This is a genomic window from Anaeromyxobacter sp. SG17 (genome assembly GCF_022690695.1).
GTDB classification, from domain to species: Bacteria; Myxococcota; Myxococcia; order Myxococcales; family Anaeromyxobacteraceae; genus Anaeromyxobacter; species Anaeromyxobacter soli.
Window position 1 is genome coordinate 166,460 of record NZ_JALCYX010000004.1, and the last position, 19,534, is coordinate 185,993.

A 19,534-nucleotide genomic window follows, 5' to 3' on the forward strand; every position below is an offset into this window, starting at 1 on the left:
GAGCCCGCCGGGGCGGCGCCGCGGAAGCGGCGAAGCCGCCCCCCGGGGGGCCGGGGACCCCGCGGGCCGGGGGGGGGGCCCCCGCGGGGGGGGGGGGGGGGGCGGGGGGGGGGGGGGGGGGCCCCGCCGGGGGGGGGGGGGGGGGGCGGGGGGGGCGGCCCCCCCCGTGAGATCGGAGGGCCCGGTGGCGGTGGTCGAGACGCGCAGGCTCACGAAGGTGTTCAAGAAGGCCGAGGAAGGCGCCGTCAACGACGTCGACCTCGTCACCCGCGACGGAGAGTTCCTCGTCTTCCTCGGCCCCTCCGGCTCGGGCAAGTCGACGCTCCTCCGGATGATCGCCGGGCTCGAGGAGCCCACGCGCGGCGACGTGCTCATCGGCGGCGACGTGGTCACCGACCTGCCGCCGCGGGCGCGCGGCATCGCCATGGTGTTCCAGAGCTACGCGCTCTACCCGCACCTCTCGGTCGAGCAGAACATCGGCTTCCCGCTCAAGGCGCACGGCGTGCCGAAGCCGAAGCGCCGCGAGCGGGTCGAGTGGGCCGCGGGCCTGCTCGGCATCGGCCACCTCCTCGGCCGGAAGCCGCGCGAGCTCTCCGGCGGCGAGCGGCAGCGGGTGGCGCTCGCGCGCGCGCTCGTGCGAGAGCCGACGGTGTTCCTGCTCGACGAGCCGCTCTCGAACCTCGACGCGAAGCTGCGCGCGTCCGCGCGCGAGGAGCTCACCTCCTTCCACAAGCGCGTGCGCACCACGACCATCTACGTCACGCACGACCAGGTCGAGGCGATGGCGATGGGGGACCGGATCGTGGTGCTGAACAAGGGCATCGTCCGGCAGATCGGGACGCCGCACGAGGTCTACGACGAGCCCGCCGACACCTTCGTCGCGACGTTCCTCGGCTCGCCGCCGATGAACCTGGTCGAGGACACCGACTTCATCGCCGGGTTCCGGCCCGAGAGCGTCGTCCCCGCGGCGATGGTCCGCGGCCCCAGCGCGCCGATCCGCCTCCGGATCCGGCTCGTCGAGTTCCTCGGCTCGGAGCGGGTCCTGCACGGCGTCATCGACGGCGGCCGCTTCGACGGCCGGAAGGTCGTCTCGCGCGTCGCCACCGCCGCCAGCGGAGGCCTCGGGGAGGGGGAGGCTCACGACTTCGCGGTCCCGGCGAGCGAGGTGAAGTTCTTCGACCGGGCGACCGGCAAGCGCGCCGCCCCGCGGGAGCTGTCGTGGCGGTGACGGGGGCCGCGCTCGAGCGGGAGGCGCCCCGCCGGCGCCGCCGGGTGAGCGGCGCGACCCGGCTCGGCGTCGCCCTCTTCTCGCCCGCGCTCGTGTACATCCTGGCGCTCCTCGGGCTGCCGCTCGTGCTCGCCTTCCTCTACAGCGTCGGCGACGTGACGGTGGGGTCGGTGGGCTACGAGTTCGTCGGCCTCGAGAACTTCCGGAGCGTGGTCGAGAGCCCGAGCTTCCGGCGGGCGCTCGTGAACTCGTTCGTGTTCACGATCGCCTCGCAGGTGATCGTCATCGTCTGCGCGAACGCGCTCGCCCTCGCGCTGCGGGAGCGGTTCCGCGGGCGCGGGCTCGTCCGGTTCCTCATCCTGCTGCCCTGGGTCGCGCCGATCAGCCTGGGCGCCATCGGCTGGAAGTGGATCCTGGACTCGATCTACTCGGTCGTGAACTGGGTCCTCGCGAAGATGCACCTCGTGAACCTCTTCGACCCGCCGATGTGGCTCGGTCGGCCGGCGCTGGCGATGGCGTCGGTCATCGCGGTGCACTCGTGGCGGATGATCCCGTTCTCGACGGTGATCCTGCTCGCCGGGCTCACCTCGATCCCGAAGGAGCTCCCGGAGGCGGCGGCCGTGGACGGCGCCGGCTTCTGGCGGACGCACTTCGAGATCACGCTCCCGATGATGCGCCCGATCATCAACGTGGCCCTCCTCTTCGGCGTGGTCTTCACCTTCACCGACATGACGGTCGTCTACATCCTCACCCGGGGCGGGCCGTACGACTCGACGCAGGTCCTGCCCTCGCTCGCGTTCCAGACCGGCGTGCTCGGCTCCGACCTGGCGGAGGGCGCGGCGATCTCGATGTTCCTCGTCCCCATCCTCGTGGCGGTCGCCGCGCTCATGCTGCGCGTGGCCCACCGCGCGGAGGTGGTGTAGCGATGGCGGGCCCTCGGAGATCGCCGCTCACGCGCCTCGGGCGCTGGCTCATCGTGATCGGGTTCGCGGTGCTGCTCGCGTTCCCGTTCTACTGGATGGCGATCACGACGTTCAAGCAGACGAGCGACCTGTACAACGTCGAGCACGACCCGTTCGTCTTCAACGCGGCGCCCACGCTCGATCACCTGCGGCTCCTCTTCGGCGAGACGCTCTTCCTGCGCTGGTTCTGGAACACCACCGTGGCCGGCGCGGCGGTCGTGGCGATCACGCTCGTGCTGGCGGTCCCCGCCGCCTGGGCGCTCGCGCGGCTCACCGGCCAGTGGGGGCAGCAGCTCGGGATCGGGATCTTCCTCACCTACCTCGTCCCGCCGACGCTGCTCTTCATCCCCATGTCGCGCGTGGTCTCCTGGCTCGGGCTGCAGGACACGCTCTGGGCGATCATCGTCACCTACCCGACCTTCACCGTCCCGTTCTCGATCTGGCTGCTCATGGGCTTCTTCAAGGCGATCCCGCGCGACCTCGAGGACGCGGCGCTCGTGGACGGGCTCACGCGCTTCGGCGCGTTCGTGAAGCTCGTCATCCCCATCTCGGTGTCCGGGATCCTCACGGTGGTCATCTTCTCCTTCACCCTCGTGACCCAGGAGTTCGTCTACGCCCTCACGTTCATCTCCTCGGCGGAGCACCAGACGGTCGGCGTGGGCGTGCCCATCTACCTCGTGCGCGGCGACGTCTACTACTGGGGCTCGCTCATGGCGGCCTGCCTGATCACGAGCCTGCCGATCGCCGTCGTCTACAACCTGTTCCTCGATCGCTTCATCGCCGGCTTCACCGTCGGCGCGGTGAAGTGAGGAGGCTGGAGGTCGAAGGTCATGGCCCCGAACGTCTCGTCGTCTCCCGGCCGCGCGGGCCCCGAGCCCGCTCCGCTCCCGCTCCTCGTCGACGGCGCGGCGCGCCCGGCGGCGGCCACCGAGACCGCGCCCGTGCTCGAGCCGGCGACCGGCCGCACCGTCGCGCGGGTCCCCCTCTGCGGCCCGGCCGACGTGGACGCCGCGGTGCGCGCCGCGGCGGCCGCGTTCCCGGGCTGGCGCACGATCCCGGTCCCGGACCGCGTCCAGGTGCTCTTCCGCTACAAGGCGCTCCTCGAGCGCGAGCAGGACTCGCTCGCCGCCTCGGTCTCGCGGGAGAACGGCAAGCTCCTCCCGGACGCCCGCGCCGAGGTCCGGCGCGGGATCGAGGTCGTGGACTTCGCCTGCGGCATGCCGACGCTCGCGCAGGGGCGGACGGTGGAGGGGATCGCCCGCGGCATGGACTCGCACACCTGGCGCGTCCCGGTGGGCGTCGTGGCGGGGATCTGCCCCTTCAACTTCCCGGCGATGATCCCGCTCTGGATGTTCCCCATCGCCGTCGCGGCGGGGAACACGTTCGTCCTGAAGCCTTCGGAGCGGACGCCCTCGACCGGGCTCCGGCTGGCCGAGCTCTTCCAGGAGGCGGGGCTCCCGCCCGGCGTGATGAACGTCGTGCACGGCGGCCGCGACGCCGTGGACGCGCTGCTCGACCACCCGCTCGTGCGGGCGGTGTCGTTCGTGGGATCGGAGGGGGTCGCTCGCCACGTCTACGCGCGGGCGGCGGCGAGCGGCAAGCGCGTCCAGGCGATGGCGGGAGCGAAGAACCACCTCCTCGTGCTGCCTGACGCGGACCTCGACCTGACCGTCTCGGCCGTGATGGGCTCCGCGTTCGGCGCCGCGGGCCAGCGCTGCCTCGCCGGGAGCGTGCTCGTGCCGGTGGGCGGCGCGGCGGAGCCGCTCCTCGAGCGGCTCGCCTCCGAGGCGCGGGCGACGCGCGTCGGCGATCCCTTCGCCTCCGACTCGGCGATGGGCCCGGTGATCCGCGAGGACAGCCGCGCCCGCGTGCGCCGCTACATCGAGGCCGGGCTCGCCGAGGGGGCCGCGCTCGTCGTGGACGGGCGCGAGGCGACCGCCGGCGGAAACGGGTTCTTCATCGGCCCCACCATCCTCGATCGCGTCGCGGCGGACTCGACGCTCGCCCGGGACGAGATCTTCGGGCCCCTGCTCGCGACCGTGCGGGCCGGGAGCGTGGAGGAGGCGGTCGCCCTCGCGAACCGCTCCCGCTACGGCAACGCCGCGAGCATCTTCACCACGAGCGGCAAGGCGGCGGCGTACTTCCGGCGCAACGTCGAGGCCGGGATGATCGGCGTGAACGTGGGCGTGGCCGCGCCGATGGCGTTCTTCCCCTTCGCCGGATGGAAGAGCTCGTTCTTCGGTGACCTGCACGCGACCGGCGAGGACGCGGTCCGCTTCTACACGGAGACGCGAGTGGTGATGGAGCGCTGGGCCTGAACGACAGTTCGCGGCGTAGCCCCCGGGCGCCCAGGGGGGCGCGCCCGGGAGGCGTCACCATGAGGCTGCTCGCGTTCGCCGCGTCGCTGCGGAAGGAGTCCTTGAACCACCAGCTCGTCGCGCTCGCATGCGAGATCGCGCGGCGCGAGGGGGCGGACGTGGATCTCGCCCGCTTCTCGGAGTTCGAGATGCCGCTCTACGACGGTGATCTCGACCGGACGAGCGGCCTCCCCGCGGGGGCGCTCGAGCTGAAGCGCCGGGTCGAGGCCGCGCAGGCGCTCCTCATCGCGGCGCCCGAGTACAACTACTCGATCGCCGGGCCGCTCAAGAACGCGATCGACTGGGTGTCCCGGGCCCGCCCGATGCCCTGGCGCGGCAGGAGCGTGTACCTCCTCTCGGCGTCGCCCTCGCCGATGGGCGGGATCCGCGGCCTGTGGCAGACCCGCATCCCGCTCGAGGGGTGCGGCGCGCTCGTCTTCCCCGACATGTTCGCGCTCGCCCACGCGGGCGAGGCGTTCGACGCCGACGGCCGGCTCCGGGACGCCGGGCTCGCGGGGCGGCTCGAGCGCGAGATCGCGGGGTTCGTCCGGCTCGCGGAGACGCTCGCGCCGATCTGCAGCGTCGCCGCGACGCGCGAGACGAAGGCGCGTCAGGAGAAGATCGTCCCCGCCCTCGAGGACGAGTCGCACATCCAGCCGCCGGCGCGCTGAGCGCGTCGAGGGCGACGCTACGAGCCGGCCGGCTCGCCGTCGCGGAGCACGGCCGCGAAGGACGCCGCGCGCGGGCCGCGCAGCGGGACGTCGAGCGGGTCGACCCGGCCCGACGGATCCCCGCACACGGGGCAGTCCTGCCGCGGCGCCGGGGTGAGCCACACGCTCTGGTAGGCGTGCTGCCCCGGGGTGTCTCCGAACACCTGCGGGTAGAACCAGTAGCCGGGGACGGTGGAGGTCGTGAGGTAAGGCGTCCCGTCGGAGAGCGCGGTCTCCGCGAGCGCGGCGAGCGGCGCGCCGCTCCCGGCGAGGAGCAGCGAGAGGCCGAGCTTCGCCGCGGCGCTCGCCACGTGGTGCACGTCCGGCCCGATCGCGAGCTCGCCGCGGAGCCGCGCCGTGCCGTAGTCGATCTCGCGCGCGCCGCCGCCTTCCCGTGCGAGCGCGCCGCGCGTGCGCGTCGCGCACAGGTAGCAGGGTGTCCGGCCGGGGACCGTCATCACCACCTCGCCGCCCTGCGCCCCCGCGTACAGGCCCACGAAGAGCGCGGGCCGCCCGCGCGCGTATGCGAACCGGTCGAGCAGGCGCTGGCCGGCGGGATCGTCGGTGGCCGCGACGACCAGGTCGGCCGCCCGGACCAGCGCGTCGAGCGGGGCAGGCCCGAGCGCGTCGAGCGCGGCGGCGTGGAGCGAGAGGCCGACCGCGGGCTGGACGGCGAGGAGACGCCGGGCGAGCGCCTCGACCTTGGCCCGGCCGAGATCGCCGACCTCGTACCCGGTGCGCGAGAGGTTCGGCGCCTCCACCGACTCGGGATCCACGAGCGCGAACGCGCCGACGCCGCTCCGCGCGAGCGCCTCGGCGAGGTACGACCCCACCGACCCGCAGCCGGCGACGAGGACCGTCCGCTCGCGCAGCGCCGCCGAGACGAGCCCCGCGCTGCGCGCGAAGAGCGCGTCCCGGAGCCGCGCCGCCCCCTCCGCGGGGTCGCCGCGCGTGAGGAGCCGTCCCCACCCCGCGAGCCGCGCGCGCTCGCGGTCGGCGGTGAGCGCCGGTCCGCCGCGCGGCCCGAAGGCGGCGCGGTACGGGCCGGGCGGCAGGAGGATCGTGCGCACCGCCGCGGCGAGCCGGTCCTCCTCGGCGAGGGCGAGCGACCAGCCGAGCTCGAGCTGCTCGGTCTCGCCCTCAGCGTTCGTGGCGAGCACGAGCGGCGGCAGCGCCGGGTAGCCGTCCCCGACGACCACGAGGAGCTCGAGCCCGCCCGCGAGCAGCCGGGCCGCGGGGAGCGCCGCGTCGCCCGCGGCCGCCACGTCCACCAGCCCGACGCCGCCCACCTCCCCCCCGATCGCGCGGGCGAGCCGCTCTGCGTCGCGCAGGAGCGGCACCACGGTCACCTGCAGCGGGCGGACGGCAGCGTGGTCCTCGCCAGCGCGCCAGGCCCCGAAGAAGGAGACCTTGCTGCCGGGCGGGGAGAGCGCGAGCTCGTGGGGCGCCAGGCGACTTCCGGGATCGCAGCGCGTGACGATCGGGGCGAGGTACGTCGCGAGGTGCCCGTTCCGGCGCAGCCCCTCCGCGAGCTCCGCCGCGTCCTGCGCGGACGGCGCGTCGAGGAGGGGAGGGTGGGAGTGGACGATGCCCTTCAGCTCGAGCCCGTCCTCGCGCTCGAGCGCCTTCACGCGCGCGTCGAGCGCGCGCGAGGGGCGGTAGCTCGCCTCGGTGGCCGCCCCCTCCGGATCGGGGACGAGCTGCGTGACGAGGGACACGCCTCGGGGGCCGACGAGCGCCCCGCCGCGCTCCGCGGGGTGCACCGCGAGCTCCTCCCCGATGGCGCGGAGCACCGCGTCGAGGACGCGCACGTGGATCAGCGCAGTGGGGCGGCGAAGACGGCCGGGTGGATCTCGGAGAGCGACTGGCCCTCGTCGCCGCGCGGGACCCGATCCCCGATCACGATGCGGCCCGCAGGATCGACGAACACTCTGCGTCGCCGCTCGCGCGGCGGCGTGTCGGCCGTGCGGCGATCGTCGAGGAACAGCTCGCGTAGGTCTGCGACGGTGGCATCGGACATGGCGTCTCCTCCGAGGGTCAGAACGGGAACTTCCCCGTGCGCTGGAACTCGCTGAAGCCGTTCGCCCACAGCACGCTCTTCGCGTAGGCGGCCTCGAGCGTGGGCATGCCGCCGGCCGGGTCCGCGGAGAGGCAGATCCGTCCGTGCGGGAACAGGTGGCAGGCGTGCGGGTCATGGCCGGAGACGTCGGGGCTCGCGACGGTGACCTGGTAGACGGCGCCGTCGAACCACAGGAAGAGCTGGAACGGATCGCCCGCCACCGTCGTCACCGGGAAGAGCCAGCCCCGAACGCCGTCCACCACCACGGACCGCGTCGCCGCGGGGAGGCTCTGCTCGACCATCGCGCGTTCTCGCAGCGCGTCACGAACCGGACCCGCAAGCCAGTCGCCGCCGAACAGCTGCTTCATGCTCCCGCTCCCCGGGCACGGTGCTCCAGATCGAACCCTAGTGGCGCCGGGTCCGTGCGGCAGCGCGCACCGGTGGGAGGGTTCACCCGCATGGCGGTGAAGGCGGCAACGAAATCCGGGTGAAGAGCTCCGCGCCCCGGCTGAAAAGTTCGTGATCCCGACCGGTTCGGCAGCTGGCGAGAACCTTGCTCTTCACATCGGTCATGAGCGAGCTCATCGAAACGGGCGCCCCTCCTCGGAAGGACCTCCTGAAACACCTCATCCTTCAGCTCCACGACGGCGTGGCGCCGGAGGCGATGCAGCGGCAGCTCCAGCGCCTGCTCGGTCAGGTGCCGTACGGGCTCGTGGTGGAGGTGGAGCAGGAGCTCATCGCCGAGGGGTTGCGGCCCGAGGAGATGACGCGGCTCTGCCACCTTCACTCGGCGGCGCTGCAGGGCGGCATCGATCTCTCCGGCGCCCGCACGCCGCCGCCGGGCCACCCCGCGCGCGTGCTCTCCGAGGAGAACGCGGCGCTCGCGAAGCAGGCCCACGCGCTCGAGCACGTCGCCGAGGCGCTCGAGACGGCGGTCAACGGGGACGCCGTGGGCGTGCACCTCCTGCAAGCGCGCGTGCGCGTGAACGCGCTCACGGACGTCGAGAAGCACTATCAGCGCAAGGAGCACCTCCTCTTCCCGTTCCTGGAGCGGCACGGCATCACCGGTCCGCCCCAGGTCATGTGGGGCAAGCACGACGAGACGCGCGCGCTGCTGCGCGGCGCGCTCGCGGCGCTCGCCTCGGCCGGCGAGGACCCCGTCACGGCTCGCGCGATCGCGGGCGGCGCGCTGCGCCCGCTCGCGCGCGCCATCCGCGACCTCGTGGACAAGGAGGAGAACATCCTCCTGCCCATGTCGCTCGACGTCCTCGAGGAGCGCGAGTGGTGGGAGATCGCGCGCCAGAGCGACGAGCTCGGCTACTGCCTCGTGGAGCCCGAGGCGCGCTGGCGCCCGGCGTCCGCCGAGGGGGACGACGCGCCGGCGCCGGGCGCGCGCGTGAGGCTGCCCACCGGGAGCCTCCTCCCCGCCGAGCTCGAGGCGATCCTCGGCGCGCTGCCGCTCGACGCGACGTTCGTGGACGCCGAGGATCGCGTCCGCTGGTTCAGCCACGGCAAGGACCGGGTCTTCTCGCGCAGCCGCGCCGTCATCGGCCGCAAGGTCCAGTTCTGCCACCCGCCCGCGTCGGTGGGGACGGTGGAGGAGATCCTCGCCAGCTTCCGCGCCGGCACGCAGGATCGCGCCGCCTTCTGGATCCAGCTCCACGGGCGCTTCGTCCACATCGAGTACCGCGCGCTGCGGGACGACGCCGGCGCGTATCTGGGCTGCCTGGAGGTGACCCAGGACCTCACCGAGAAGCGGGCGCTGAAGGGCGAGCAGCGGCTCCTGTCGTGGTCCGGCGCTCGCGCCGCCGCGGAGGCCGCGCGGCCCGTCGAGGCCTGCCCCGCGCACGCGGAGGCCGGCCGCTCCCCGGCGCCGGAGCCGGCACACGCCCACGTCCACGTCCACGCCCCGGCCGCGCACGCGGAGCCACGCCCGGCGTGGCTCGACGGCGCGTCCGTCTCCCGGCGGCTCGACGCGCGGCCGATGCTCGCGTCCGGCGCTCACCCGGTGCAGGAGATCATGCAGGAGCTCGCCGTGCTGGCGCCCGGCGACGTCTTCGAGCTCGTGACGCCCTTCGTGCCCGATCCGCTGCTCGAGCGGGCGCGCGCCGTCGGGTGCGTGGCTCACTCGGAGCCGGGCGGAGCCGGCGTCGTGCGCACGTTCTTCACGCGCGCCGCGGGGTGAACGTCCCCGTGTGATCGCTCAGCGCGTCCGCTCGAGGCCGCGCGCCGTCTGCCGGACCTCGTCGCCCACGCGGAAGTCGTAGGGCTGGTCGTAGACGAAGGTGTCCGTCCCACCGTCGTCGAACCGGACGAAGACCTCGTAGGTCCGCCGCTCGGCGCCGCCCTGGCTCGCGGCCGCGCCGACCACCGCACCGCCGACGGCGCCCGCGACCGCGCCGGCGCCGCTCCCGTGGTGGTGCGCGTAGCCCCAGCGGTCGTAGTAGGTGTGGCCGCCCACGGCGCTGCCGAGGATCCCGCCGATGATCGCGCCGGCGACGGCGCCTGCGCCGGGGTTCCCCTGCTGCCGCTCCACGGTCTCGCGGATGGAGGCGACGTAGCCGACGCGCTCCCACTGCTGGGCGGACCCCTCGCCCCAGGTGGTGGAGGTGGTGGAGGTCGTCACGCAGGCGGTCGAGAGGAGGGCGGTCAGGGTGGCGAGCGAGGCGAGGCGGCCGGGTCTCATGGAAGCACCTCCGAGCAGTCGTCCGGGGAAGAGGGTGCCGGGCGAGCTCTCATCGGTGCACGGCGCGGACCAGCGCCGACCTCGGCGCGAAGCGCAGGGCGATCAACGAGTTACGCGCGGGCGTCGGCGGGCGGGCGCGTGAACGCGCCGCACACCTGGCGCGGCGACACCCCGGTAGGTGCTCCTCTCACCCCCGCTGCACCCTCGAAGGACGCTCGTCGTCCTCCACGCCGGCGTCCTTCCGCCTGCGCGCGCGCCGATCGAGGAAGTCCGCCGCGAGCCAGCAGGCGACCGCCCAGCTCGCGCCGACGGTCCAGCCGGCGAGGACGTCGGAAGGCCAGTGCACGCCGAGGTACACGCGGCTCACGCCGGCGAGCCCGGTGAAGAGGAGCGCCCACCCGAGGACGAACGCCTTCTGCCGCCGCCGCGGGAGCACGCGCGCGACGAGCGCGCCGAGCGTCAGGTAGGCGATCGCCGAGAGCATGGAGTGGCCGCTGGGGAAGCTCGACGTGTAGACCCACGTGCCGTGGGGCACGAGCTCCGGGCGGGGCCGGTCGAAGCCGCGCTTCAGCGCGAACGAGAGGATCGCCCCGCCCACCACGGCGACGGCGAGCAGGGCCGCGGAGCGGCGACGCCCGGCGAGCCACAGCGTGGCGGCCACCGCGGTCGTGACGAGGCTGATGATCGGGACGCCGCCGAGGGCGGTGAGGTCCCGCCCGGTCTCCTCGACCCACTTCGGGCCGAGGGGATCCGCGGGGTCCCCGGGCTTGCGCATCGCGAGGAGGATCTTCTCGTCGATCGCGCGGGTCTCGTCCTCCCGCACCGCCTCCGCGATCTCGACGAAGGTGAGGACGCCGCCGGCGAGCGCCGCGACGAGGAGGAGCGTGACGAGCTCGCGCGCCCTGAGCCAGCGGTGGACGTTCGCCGCCGCCGCGCCGAGCCGCTCGTGCCACCGGGCGCCGCGCTCCATCTCGCAGAGTGTATCGCCCGCCCGTCGCGGGCGCCGTCCGCGGGAGGGTCGTCGCCCTGGGAGCGGGAAAGGCGAACGCCGGCGGCGGCCGGAGGGAGGGCCACCGCCGGCGTCCGCGCCGGGATCTCCGTGCCGCTACTTGCGGGGGACTTCCGGCGTGCTGCGGAGCGCGGTGCGGCGGTCGGCCTCGCAGAGGCCGTTCCACAGGCGCGAGAGGATCGAGATGAGCTGCTTCATGAGGTCTCCAGGAGCGAATGCGCCGGCGGGCTAGCCCTCGGCCGCGGTGAGCGGGACTTCCTCGAGGAGCGGCACCGGGGTCGGCGTCGGCTCCGCGGCGTCGACCGGTTCGGCGCCCGCGAGGACCGCGCGCGCCCGGGCGAGATCGAGCTCGCCCTCCCAGCGGGAAACCGCCACCGACGCGACGCCATTCCCGATGAGGTTCGTGATGGCGCGCGCCTCCGACATGAAGCGGTCGATCCCGAGGAGGAGCGCGAGGCCGGCCACCGGGATGGTGCCGACCGCGGAGAGGGTCGCGGCGAGCGTGATGAAGCCGCCGCCGGTGACCGCCGCGGCGCCCTTCGAGGTGAGGAGCAGCACCGCCAGGATCTCGAGCTCCTGCCCGAGCGAGAGGTGCGTGTTCGTCGCCTGGGCGACGAACAGCGTCGCGAGCGTGAGGTAGATCGACGTCCCGTCGAGGTTGAAGGAGTAGCCCATCGGCACGACCAGGCCGACGACCGGCTTGGAGCAGCCGAGCCGCTCCATCTTCCTCATCATGAGGGGCAGCGCGGACTCGGACGAGGAGGTCCCGAGCACGACGAAGATCTCCTCCTTGATGTAGCGGAGGAACCGGAGGATGCCGAGCCCGCAGCTCCGCATCACGAGCCCGAGGACGAGGACGACGAACACCGTGCTCGTCGCGTAGAAGCAGGCGATGAGCTTGCCGAGGCTCAGGAGCGTGTCCACGCCGTACTTCCCGACCGTGAACGCCATCGCGCCGAACGCGCCGATGGGGGCGAGCCGCATCACCATGCCGACGATCCTGAAGAGCACCCCCGAGAGGACGTCGATGAACTCGAGGATGGGCTTCCCCGTCTCGCGCAGCCCGGCGAGCGCGATGCCGAACAGGATCGAGAAGAGCAGGACCTGGAGGATGTCGCCCTTCGCGAACGCGTCGGCCACGTCCTTCGGGATGACGTTCATGATGAAGTCGATCGTCCCGTGCTGCTGGGCGCCGGCGGTGTACGTGGCCACCGCCTTGGCGTCGAGGGTTGCGGGGTTCACGTCCATGCCGGCGCCGGGCTGGACGAAGCGGGCGACGACGAGCCCGATGGCGAGGGCGACCGTGGTGAGCCCCTCGAAGTACAGGAGGCCCTTCAGCCCCACGCGGCCGACCTTGCGCAGGTCGCCCATCTTCGCGATGCCCGTCACCACCGTCGCGAACACGATGGGCGCGATGAGCATCTTCACGAGCTTGATGAACGCGTCGCCGAGCGGCTTCATCGACGCGCCGGTCGCCGGCGCGAGGTGGCCGACGAGGGCGCCGAGCGCCACGGCGACGAGGACCTGCAGGTAAAGGCTGCGAGCGAGACGCTTCACGTGAGCCTCCTCCTGGCGGCGCCGCGCCGCCGTCGCGCCGCGCCACGAGAGGACGGGAGCGCGCTCCTCCACAGCACGCGATGTGCCCGGGAGCGCCGATCCGGCGAAAGTCGAAGAAATGCACGCCGGGGCGCGTGCCACGGCCCATCGGGCCGGGCGGGCGCGCGCGAAGGGCCATTCCGATCGTCATCGGCGCTCGAGGGAAAGCGCGCGCGGGCGCGCAGGGACGCGCGCTGCGCGGCGTCCGGGAGCGGTCATTCCGGGAGGCATGACCATTCCGGAGGGAATGGCCCTTCTCGTCGAAAGGGCCCCGCCGAGCTTCGCTCGGCGGGAGCAGCGCGCCGTTCCCCGTGCGAGCGAAGCGAGCAAAGCCGGGGCGCCATCGCGACAGCGGCGAAGCCGCGCGCGGTGGCGCACGGGACCCGGCGAGCAGGGGTGGGGCGGGGCGCAGCCCTCATCATTCGTCACAAGTGCGGGTACTCGCCGGACGAGCGGCGGGTGTTACCACGGCTTCCGTGCGCATGGCGGATTCGGGGCATCGACGGGGTCGGCGCGCGCGCTCGTGCTCGACCCCGATGAACGCGGGAAGGCGGGGGCGCAGGCGAGCGTCTCGTAGTGTCGAACCGGGCACAGCGACGGCGTGACTTCGCGCGGGGTGCACGCGGACTTCTCGAAGGCGCCTCCGCAGCTCGAGGTCGACCGTATTCACCTTGGGTGACAGCTATCGCCAGCGGTAGTGCCGGCCGGTGCCGCGGCTCTTCTCGCGACGAGGCAAGGCGTCCCAGATGCGGTGGGTGAAACATTTCCCGTTGACGCCTTCTCGCCTCGATCGCGGTCCGGCATTGGACCGGCGCGGAAGGGCCGCTCTCGCGCACGCGCCTCGCGCGTGTCACGCGCGGAGACCGAGGAAAGGCATCGACGAGGGTGCAGCGAATAGCGCCGCGCAGGCGCGAGCCTGGAGCGTCTCCGGAGCTCCGGAAATCGCGTGCTACGAAGGGTGTACTGGAGGTGCACCCCATGTCTGCGCTCGCCCCCGCTGCTCTCGAGTCGAATGTCCTCGCCCTTCGCCTGCGCGAGCTCGCCGGAGAGGAACGGAACGTCCAGGTCGACTTTCTCCTGCACCTCGACGAGTTCGATCGGCGCCGCGCCTTCGTCGAGGTCGGCCATGCGTCCCTCTGGGCGTACTGTTTGGAGGCGCTTCACCTCCGCGAGGGCGCCGCCGGCCGGCGCATCCAGGCGATGCGGGTGCTGCGCCGCTTCCCGATCCTCGAGGCTCCGCTGCGCGATGGGCGTCTGTGTTTGTCCACCGTGGCGCTCCTCGGCCAGGTGCTCACCGAGGAGAACGTGGACGACCTCCTCGCTCGCGCCGCCTTCCGGACCCGGGCCGAGGTCGAGCAGCTCGTCGTCTCCGTCCAGGCGCGCACCGCTCCGCGTGCTGGCCTCCGCAAGCTCACCGACCGCGCGCCCACCGCGGGAAGCGCAGCGCTGCAGCTCCCGGCGTCCGATGCAGGACAGGCCGAGACGGCGACCGAGCCCGGCACCGCGAAGCCGACCCTCGATCCGGGCCCTGCGGCCGACGCGCTGCCGGCGCCTTCGCCCCCCGTCGCGCAGCCGAAGCGAAGGGCCGAGACACTCGCCGTCTCGGAGAGCCACTGGTCTCTCCGGGTCACGCTCGACCGCGCCTGCAAGGAGGACCTCGAGACGCTCCGGTCGCTCCTGTCGCACAAGGTCCCGGACGGCGACCTCGCGGCGGTGCTCCACGAGGCGATCCGCTGCGCCATCCAGAAGCACGGCAAGCGCAAGGGCGCGGTCGCGCCGGAGCGGAAGACGAAGGGAGCGAAGCAGGCCGGGAATGCCGCCACGACGAAGAAGACCGCGGCGAAGCCGCCGGCCACGAGGACCACGATCCCGGCGATAGTGCGCCGCGCAGTGTGGACGCGCGATGGCGGGCGCTGCGCCTGGGTCGGCCCGGACGGCTGCCGCTGCAACAGCCGCTGGAAGCTCGAGCTCGACCACATCCAGCCCGCCGCCCTCGGGGGACCGTCCACGTTCGAGAATCTTCGACTCGCCTGCCGAGCTCACAACCTACTTCACGCAGAGAGAACCTTCGGACGCGAGCACATGGACCGCTTCCGCCGCGACGCGGGCGACGGGCCATCGTCGCTCTCGCGCGCTGACGTGGCGCCTCTGCGTCCCGTCATGCAGCTGGGAATGTGGGCGCCGTGACCCTGCGGCGACCCGGAGTTGGCCGAGCAGTGCTCCGCCCTGAGCGTTCCCGGCGCGCGCGTGCCGACCCGTCAATGACCAGCCGGAGCGCGCGGTGCGCCGCTCGGCCGACCGAAGCCGCTCCCCCGGTCAGCAGCCGAAGATGTGACGAATCCTGAGGGCGCAGCCCCCGTGAGATCATTCACCGACGCCAGGCCTTGAGGCGCTTCGACAGGGCGGGCTGCGAGAGGCCGATGAGGCGGGCCGCGAGCGTCTGGTTGCCGCCGGCTCGCGCCATGGCCTCGCGGGCGAGGAGCTCGAGCGCCTCGTCGAACGTGGGGAGCCGCTCGGCCCCGGCGAACGGGTTCGCGTCCGCCTCCGGATCGGCGCGGCCGCCGTCGGCGACGCGCCCGATCGCCGCCACGAAGGCGTCCATCGACAGGACGCGATCCACGTGGAGCGTGACCGCGTCGAACACCATCGCGCGCAGCTCGCGTACGTTCCCCGGGAAGTCGTGCGTCGCGAGGAGCTGCGCGAGCTGGCGCGGCGGCGTGGGCTTCTTCTTGCCGAGCGCGCGCGACGCCTCCTCGAGGAAGTGGTCGAGGAGCAGCGGCAGGTCCTCCTTCCGCTCCCGCAGCGGCGGCACGCGCACGCGGTGGGTGCGCAGCCGGTAGAAGAGGTCGCGCCGGAAGCTGCCGGCCCGCTCCTTCGCGGCGAGGTCCTGGTGCGTGGCGGCGATGACGCGCGCCTTCACGCGCCGCGGGCGGTCGCTGCCGAGCGGGAAGAACTCGCCGTCCTGCAGGAAGCGCAGGAGCTTCACCTGCGACGCCATCGACAGGTCGCCGATCTCGTCGAGGAACAGGGTCCCGTCCGCCGCCTCCTCCACCATGCCGCGCCGCGGCTGGTCCGCGCCGGTGAAGGCGCCGCGCACGTGCCCGAAGAGCGTGTCCGCGAAGACCGCGTCGTCGAGGCCGGCGACGTTCACGGCCACGAGCTTCCCGGCGCAGCCGGAGACCGCGTGGGCGGCCCGCGCGACGAGCTCCTTGCCCACCCCGCTCTCGCCCGTGACGAGCAGGGGCTGGGCGCTCCTCGCCACCGCCTCCACGTACGAGAAGAGCGTCCGCATGGTGGGATCGCGCGTCACGATCCCGGCGAACGCCTCCGGGTGGCGGAGCTCGCCGGAGAGGAGCCGCGTCGCGACCTCGACGTTCTCCCGCTGGAGCTCCTGCATGCGGAGGGCGCGCAGGACGCCCGCGACGAGCCGATCCTCCTCCTCGGTCTTCACGTGGTAGTCGAACGCGCCGAGCTTCACGCAGCGCACGGCGGTCTCGACCTGGTTCAGCCCGGAGACGACGATGACCGCCACCTCGGGGTGCTCCGCCGCGATGCGCGGCAGGAGCTCCTCGCCCGAGAGGTGCGGCATGGTGAGGTCGAGGAGCACGACGCCGATGTCGTCGCCGTCGAGGATCTCCAGCACGCGCCGCGGGTCCTGGCAGGTGACGACCCGGCGGATGCCGGCGGTGCGCTCCAGGGTGAGGCTCATGGCGCGCAGCCAGGCCGGCTCGTCGTCCACGAGCAGGATTCCGAAGGCGGAGGAGCCCGGGTCGCTCACGCGGCGGCCGCCTCCGGCGCGGCCGGGAGGGTGAGGGTGGCGGTCGTGCCGGCCCCCGGGGTGGAGGTGAGCGCGAGCGTGCCGCCGTGCTCCTTCACGATGCCCGCCGAGACCGAGAGCCCGAGGCCGGTCCCGCCCCCGCTCCGCTTGGTCGTGAAGAACGGCTCCTCGACGCGCGCGAGGTGCTCCGCCGCGATGCCCACGCCCTCGTCGCGCACCTCGAGCACGACGCGCCCGTCCTCTCGACGGGTGGTGAGTCGCACGCCGCGGCCCGGCGCGGGCAAGGCCTCGGACGCGTTCACGAGCAGGTTCACCACCACCTGCTCGATGCGCTGCGCGCTCCCGAGCACCGCCGGCAGCGCGGGGGCGAGCTCGAGCTCGAAGCGCGCGGTCGCCTTCCGCAGCGCCGCGCCCGCGAGCCGCGCCGCCGCGCGCGCGACCTCGTTCAGATCCACGGGGGCGAGCGGCGGTGCGTCGTCGCGCCGGGCGAAGTCCTTGAGGTCCTCGACGATCCGCTGGATCCGCCGGCCGCTCTGGGCCATCTCGTCGAGGAGCTGCGGGAGCTCCTCGCGCATGCGGCGGTAGGGGAGGCCCGCGAGCGCGAGCCCGTCCGTGTCTCCGCGCGCGTCGAGCGCGTCGAGGGCGTCGAGGAGGGCGGCGCGCACGGTGGTCGTGTCGAGCAGGATGAGGCCCGTCGGGTTGTTGATCTCGTGGGCGACGCCGGAGACGAGGACCCCCAGCGCCGCGAGCTTGTCCGCCTGCAGGAGCTCCGCCTGGTGCCGCCGGAGCTCCTCCATCGCGCGCTGCCGCTCCTTCACCTCCGCGGCGAGCGAGGCGGTCCGCTGCGCCACCTGCCGCGAGAGGGAGCGCGACCAGAGGAGCACCGCCCCGAGGACGGCGAGGAGCGGCACGAGCACGATCGCCGCCCACCGCAGGGCCGTCTCCCAGCTGAGGCCGCGCGGCTCGAGCACCCCGAGCCAGCGCTGGTGGATCGCGTCGTAGCGGCCGGTCTTCTTCAGGATGGCGAGGCCCTCGTCGAGGCGGGCGAGGAGCGCCGCGTTGCCCTTCCGCACCGCGTAGCCGTAGGGCTCGCTCGCCACGGCGCGCGCGACCGGCTCCACGTTCGAGAGTCCGAGCTCGCGCGCGATGTACACGCCCGGCAGGAGCGCGAGCGCGACGTAGTCGTGGCGGCCGGAGGCGAGGAGCCGCATCGCGTCGGCGGGGGTGCCGGTCCGGACGAGCGCGGCGCCCATCCCGCGGCGGGTGAGCTCCTCGTCCATGATCCCGCCGCCGAAGACGATGACCTCCTTGCCGCGCAGGGCGTCGAGCGAGGTGACCTCCGGGGTGCCCTTCCGCGCGAACAGCGCGTGCTGGACGATGGCGTGGGGCGGGGCGAAGTCGAGCGTGCCGGCGCGGGCCTCGGAGAAGGAGATGCCCTGCAGCGCGTCGATCTCTCCCGCCTCGAGCGCCGCCCGGATCTCCGCCCAGTCGCCGAAGCGGAACGCGACCCGCAGGCCCATCACCTCGGCGATGGCGCGCGTGAGCTCGACGTTGTAGCCGGCGGGCTGGCCCTCGGCGTCGAGGAACTCGTAGGGCGGGTAGTCGCGATCGGCCCCGACCACGATGGTGCGCTCCGGGCCGGCGGCCGCGGACCGCGGGAGCGCGAGCAGGCTGGCCGCGAGCAGGGCGGCGGCGAGGCGGCGGCGCATGGAGGCGCGAGGCTACGCCGTCGTCCCGCCGGGGACAAGGCGCGGCGGGCCGGGCGGGCGGCGGGCCCGCCGCGCGCTCCCTCACTCGGTCGCGTACGGGCTCGAGGGCGCCGAGGGCATCGAGGGCGCCGTCGGCGTGGGGGTGGTCGTCGCCGGTGTGGCGGTGACCACGATCTCGCCGTTCGGCGTCGCCATCGTGCCGAGGTGGACCGAGCAGTAGTACGGGATCGTCGCGCCGACGGGCGCGTTCGCGGGGATCGTGAACGTCCGCTCCCCCGTGAACGAGCCGGTGTCGAACGAGACCCCGCTCGCCGCGCCCGGGCGGAACGCCCCTGCCGTGCTTTCGCTCGTGACGGAGTGCGGCATGGAGTCGAGGTTCCGCACCGTCACCGTGGCGCCAGGCGCCACCTCCAGCTTCAGCGGGCTGAACGCCATGCCCTTGATCGTGATCTCGTTCTGAGCCGTGGGGTTCGCGCTGGGCGTCGTCGTCCCGGGCGTCGGCATCGGGGTCGCGCTGCTCGAGCCGCTCGACGACCCACCGCCTCCGCACGCGACCAGCGTCGCGAGGAGCGCCCCCCACCTCGTCGTGAAACGCATACGACCTCCAGTCACCTTCAATACGGTCGGATGCGGGAGGCGTTACGCGGTGACCGCGCGCCCCTTCAAAGCGACGATCAGCCGAGGCGGGGCATGACCGCGGCGACGATCCGGTCGCAGCGCGACGCGAGGCGGGCGGGAGAAGATCGAGGGCGCGCTGGAGGAACGACGTCGCCTCTCGCGCCGCGGCCCGATCCTCGGGCGAGCGGTCGGGCAACGCAGGCGCCTCGTCCTCCGCCTCCGGCGCGTCGAGCCGCTCCACACCCGTCCGCCGCAGCCGCCCGAGCGCCTCGTCGACGGCGATCCCGGTGAGCCAGGTCGAGGAGGCCGCCAGGCCGGCGAACGTAACCCCTCGCCGCCTCCGCGCATCCGACTGCGAGGAGGGAATCATGGAGAAGACCACAGTGAAGGCCTACCGGGTGCTCCGGATCGCCTATGGCGTCGTGCCCATCGTCGCCGGGCTCGACAAGTTCACGAACCTGCTCACCGACTGGCGGATGTACCTCAGCCCGCTCGCGATCCGGCTCCTGCCGGTCCGTCCGGAGCTGTTCATGCGGGCCGCGGGGATCGTGGAGATCGTCGTCGGGGCGGCGATCCTGCTCGGGTTCGCGCGGATCTTCGGCTTCGTGGCGATGGCGTGGCTCGCCGCGATCGCGCTGAACCTCGTCACGGCGGGCGCGTTCCTCGACGTGGCCGCGCGCGACGCGGTGATGGCGTGCGGCGCGTTCGCGCTCGGCGAGCTGGCGCGGGTGCACGAGCCCGTCCGCGCGCGCCGCGCCGCCCGCGCGGCGGCGCCGGAGGAGGCGCGCGCGCACGCGTGAGCCGCGGGCGCGGCGGTGGGGC

Annotated in this window: 17 protein-coding genes; 8 read left to right on the forward strand and 9 right to left on the reverse strand. The window is 73.7% G+C overall.

Annotated elements, in window-relative coordinates:
- The first annotated feature begins 184 nt into the window (after positions 1–184).
- The 5 genes from MNY60_RS03625 to MNY60_RS03645 are packed head-to-tail and all read left to right on the forward strand — an operon-like array spanning position 185 to position 5,218.
- On the forward strand, positions 185–1,228 hold the full coding sequence (locus MNY60_RS03625) for an ABC transporter ATP-binding protein (RefSeq protein ID WP_308197066.1): 1,044 nt from the start codon (positions 185–187) through the stop codon (positions 1,226–1,228).
- A complete protein-coding gene (locus MNY60_RS03630; RefSeq protein ID WP_242355915.1) occupies positions 1,219–2,151 on the forward strand; it encodes a carbohydrate ABC transporter permease in 933 nt (310 codons plus the stop codon). Before MNY60_RS03625 ends, MNY60_RS03630 begins: the two co-directional genes overlap by 10 nt.
- A 2-nt stretch (positions 2,152–2,153) precedes the next feature.
- Positions 2,154–2,999 (forward strand): carbohydrate ABC transporter permease, encoded by an 846-nt coding sequence (locus tag MNY60_RS03635; RefSeq protein ID WP_242340787.1) that lies wholly within the window; start codon positions 2,154–2,156, stop codon positions 2,997–2,999.
- A 21-nt stretch (positions 3,000–3,020) separates the two neighbouring features.
- Positions 3,021–4,508, forward strand: a complete 1,488-nt coding sequence (locus MNY60_RS03640; protein WP_242360042.1) for a CoA-acylating methylmalonate-semialdehyde dehydrogenase — start codon at positions 3,021–3,023, stop codon at positions 4,506–4,508.
- 59 nt (positions 4,509–4,567) lie between these two features.
- The gene (locus tag MNY60_RS03645) at positions 4,568–5,218 is read left to right on the forward strand and encodes an NADPH-dependent FMN reductase (RefSeq protein ID WP_242355911.1); all 651 of its coding nucleotides are present in this window, start codon (positions 4,568–4,570) and stop codon (positions 5,216–5,218) included.
- Between the two features lie 17 nt (positions 5,219–5,235).
- On the opposite strand, the gene MNY60_RS03650 is transcribed toward MNY60_RS03645, so the two are convergent.
- The 3 genes from MNY60_RS03650 to MNY60_RS03660 are packed head-to-tail and all read right to left on the reverse strand — an operon-like array spanning position 5,236 to position 7,684.
- The gene (locus tag MNY60_RS03650; RefSeq protein WP_242355909.1) at positions 5,236–7,068 is read right to left on the reverse strand and encodes a ThiF family adenylyltransferase; all 1,833 of its coding nucleotides are present in this window, start codon (positions 7,066–7,068) and stop codon (positions 5,236–5,238) included.
- A 5-nt stretch (positions 7,069–7,073) separates the two neighbouring features.
- Positions 7,074–7,277, reverse strand: a complete 204-nt coding sequence (locus tag MNY60_RS03655; protein WP_242340791.1) for a hypothetical protein — start codon at positions 7,275–7,277, stop codon at positions 7,074–7,076.
- A 17-nt stretch (positions 7,278–7,294) separates the two neighbouring features.
- Positions 7,295–7,684 carry a hypothetical protein gene (locus MNY60_RS03660; RefSeq protein ID WP_242360043.1) on the reverse strand — a complete coding sequence of 130 codons (390 nt, stop codon included), beginning with the start codon at positions 7,682–7,684 and terminating at the stop codon, positions 7,295–7,297.
- A 203-nt stretch (positions 7,685–7,887) separates the two neighbouring features.
- On the opposite strand from MNY60_RS03660, the gene MNY60_RS03665 reads away from it, so the two are divergent.
- Entirely contained in the window at positions 7,888–9,501 is a 1,614-nt protein-coding gene (locus MNY60_RS03665; protein WP_242360044.1) for a DUF438 domain-containing protein, read from the forward strand.
- 18 nt (positions 9,502–9,519) lie between these two features.
- Here the strand turns inward: MNY60_RS03665 and MNY60_RS03670 are convergent, their stop codons facing one another.
- The 3 genes from MNY60_RS03670 to MNY60_RS03680 form a co-directional block, all read right to left on the reverse strand.
- The gene (locus tag MNY60_RS03670; protein WP_242360045.1) at positions 9,520–10,002 is read right to left on the reverse strand and encodes a hypothetical protein; all 483 of its coding nucleotides are present in this window, start codon (positions 10,000–10,002) and stop codon (positions 9,520–9,522) included.
- Positions 10,003–10,189: 187 nt separating this feature from the next.
- Positions 10,190–10,972, reverse strand: coding sequence for a phosphatase PAP2 family protein (locus MNY60_RS03675; protein ID WP_242340795.1), 783 nt, complete (start codon positions 10,970–10,972; stop codon positions 10,190–10,192).
- 267 nt (positions 10,973–11,239) lie between these two features.
- Positions 11,240–12,568, reverse strand: coding sequence for a dicarboxylate/amino acid:cation symporter (locus MNY60_RS03680; RefSeq protein WP_242340796.1), 1,329 nt, complete (start codon positions 12,566–12,568; stop codon positions 11,240–11,242).
- A 1,017-nt stretch (positions 12,569–13,585) separates the two neighbouring features.
- Here MNY60_RS03680 and MNY60_RS03685 point away from each other — a divergent pair.
- A complete protein-coding gene (locus MNY60_RS03685; RefSeq protein WP_242360046.1) occupies positions 13,586–14,794 on the forward strand; it encodes an HNH endonuclease signature motif containing protein in 1,209 nt (402 codons plus the stop codon).
- Between the two features lie 181 nt (positions 14,795–14,975).
- On the opposite strand, the gene MNY60_RS03690 is transcribed toward MNY60_RS03685, so the two are convergent.
- From MNY60_RS03690 to MNY60_RS03700, 3 genes are all read right to left on the reverse strand, one after another.
- Positions 14,976–16,385, reverse strand: a complete 1,410-nt coding sequence (locus MNY60_RS03690) for a sigma-54 dependent transcriptional regulator (protein WP_242341466.1) — start codon at positions 16,383–16,385, stop codon at positions 14,976–14,978.
- Entirely contained in the window at positions 16,382–18,094 is a 1,713-nt protein-coding gene (locus tag MNY60_RS03695) for a transporter substrate-binding domain-containing protein (RefSeq protein WP_242341465.1), read from the reverse strand. Before MNY60_RS03695 ends, MNY60_RS03690 begins: the two co-directional genes overlap by 4 nt.
- A gap of 81 nt (positions 18,095–18,175) precedes the next feature.
- Positions 18,176–18,598 carry a plastocyanin/azurin family copper-binding protein gene (locus tag MNY60_RS03700; RefSeq protein ID WP_242357005.1) on the reverse strand — a complete coding sequence of 141 codons (423 nt, stop codon included), beginning with the start codon at positions 18,596–18,598 and terminating at the stop codon, positions 18,176–18,178.
- Positions 18,599–19,080: 482 nt separating this feature from the next.
- Between MNY60_RS03700 and MNY60_RS03705 the strand changes: the two genes are divergently transcribed.
- Positions 19,081–19,512, forward strand: coding sequence for a DoxX family membrane protein (locus MNY60_RS03705; protein ID WP_242341463.1), 432 nt, complete (start codon positions 19,081–19,083; stop codon positions 19,510–19,512).
- The last annotated feature ends 22 nt before the right edge of the window (positions 19,513–19,534 follow it).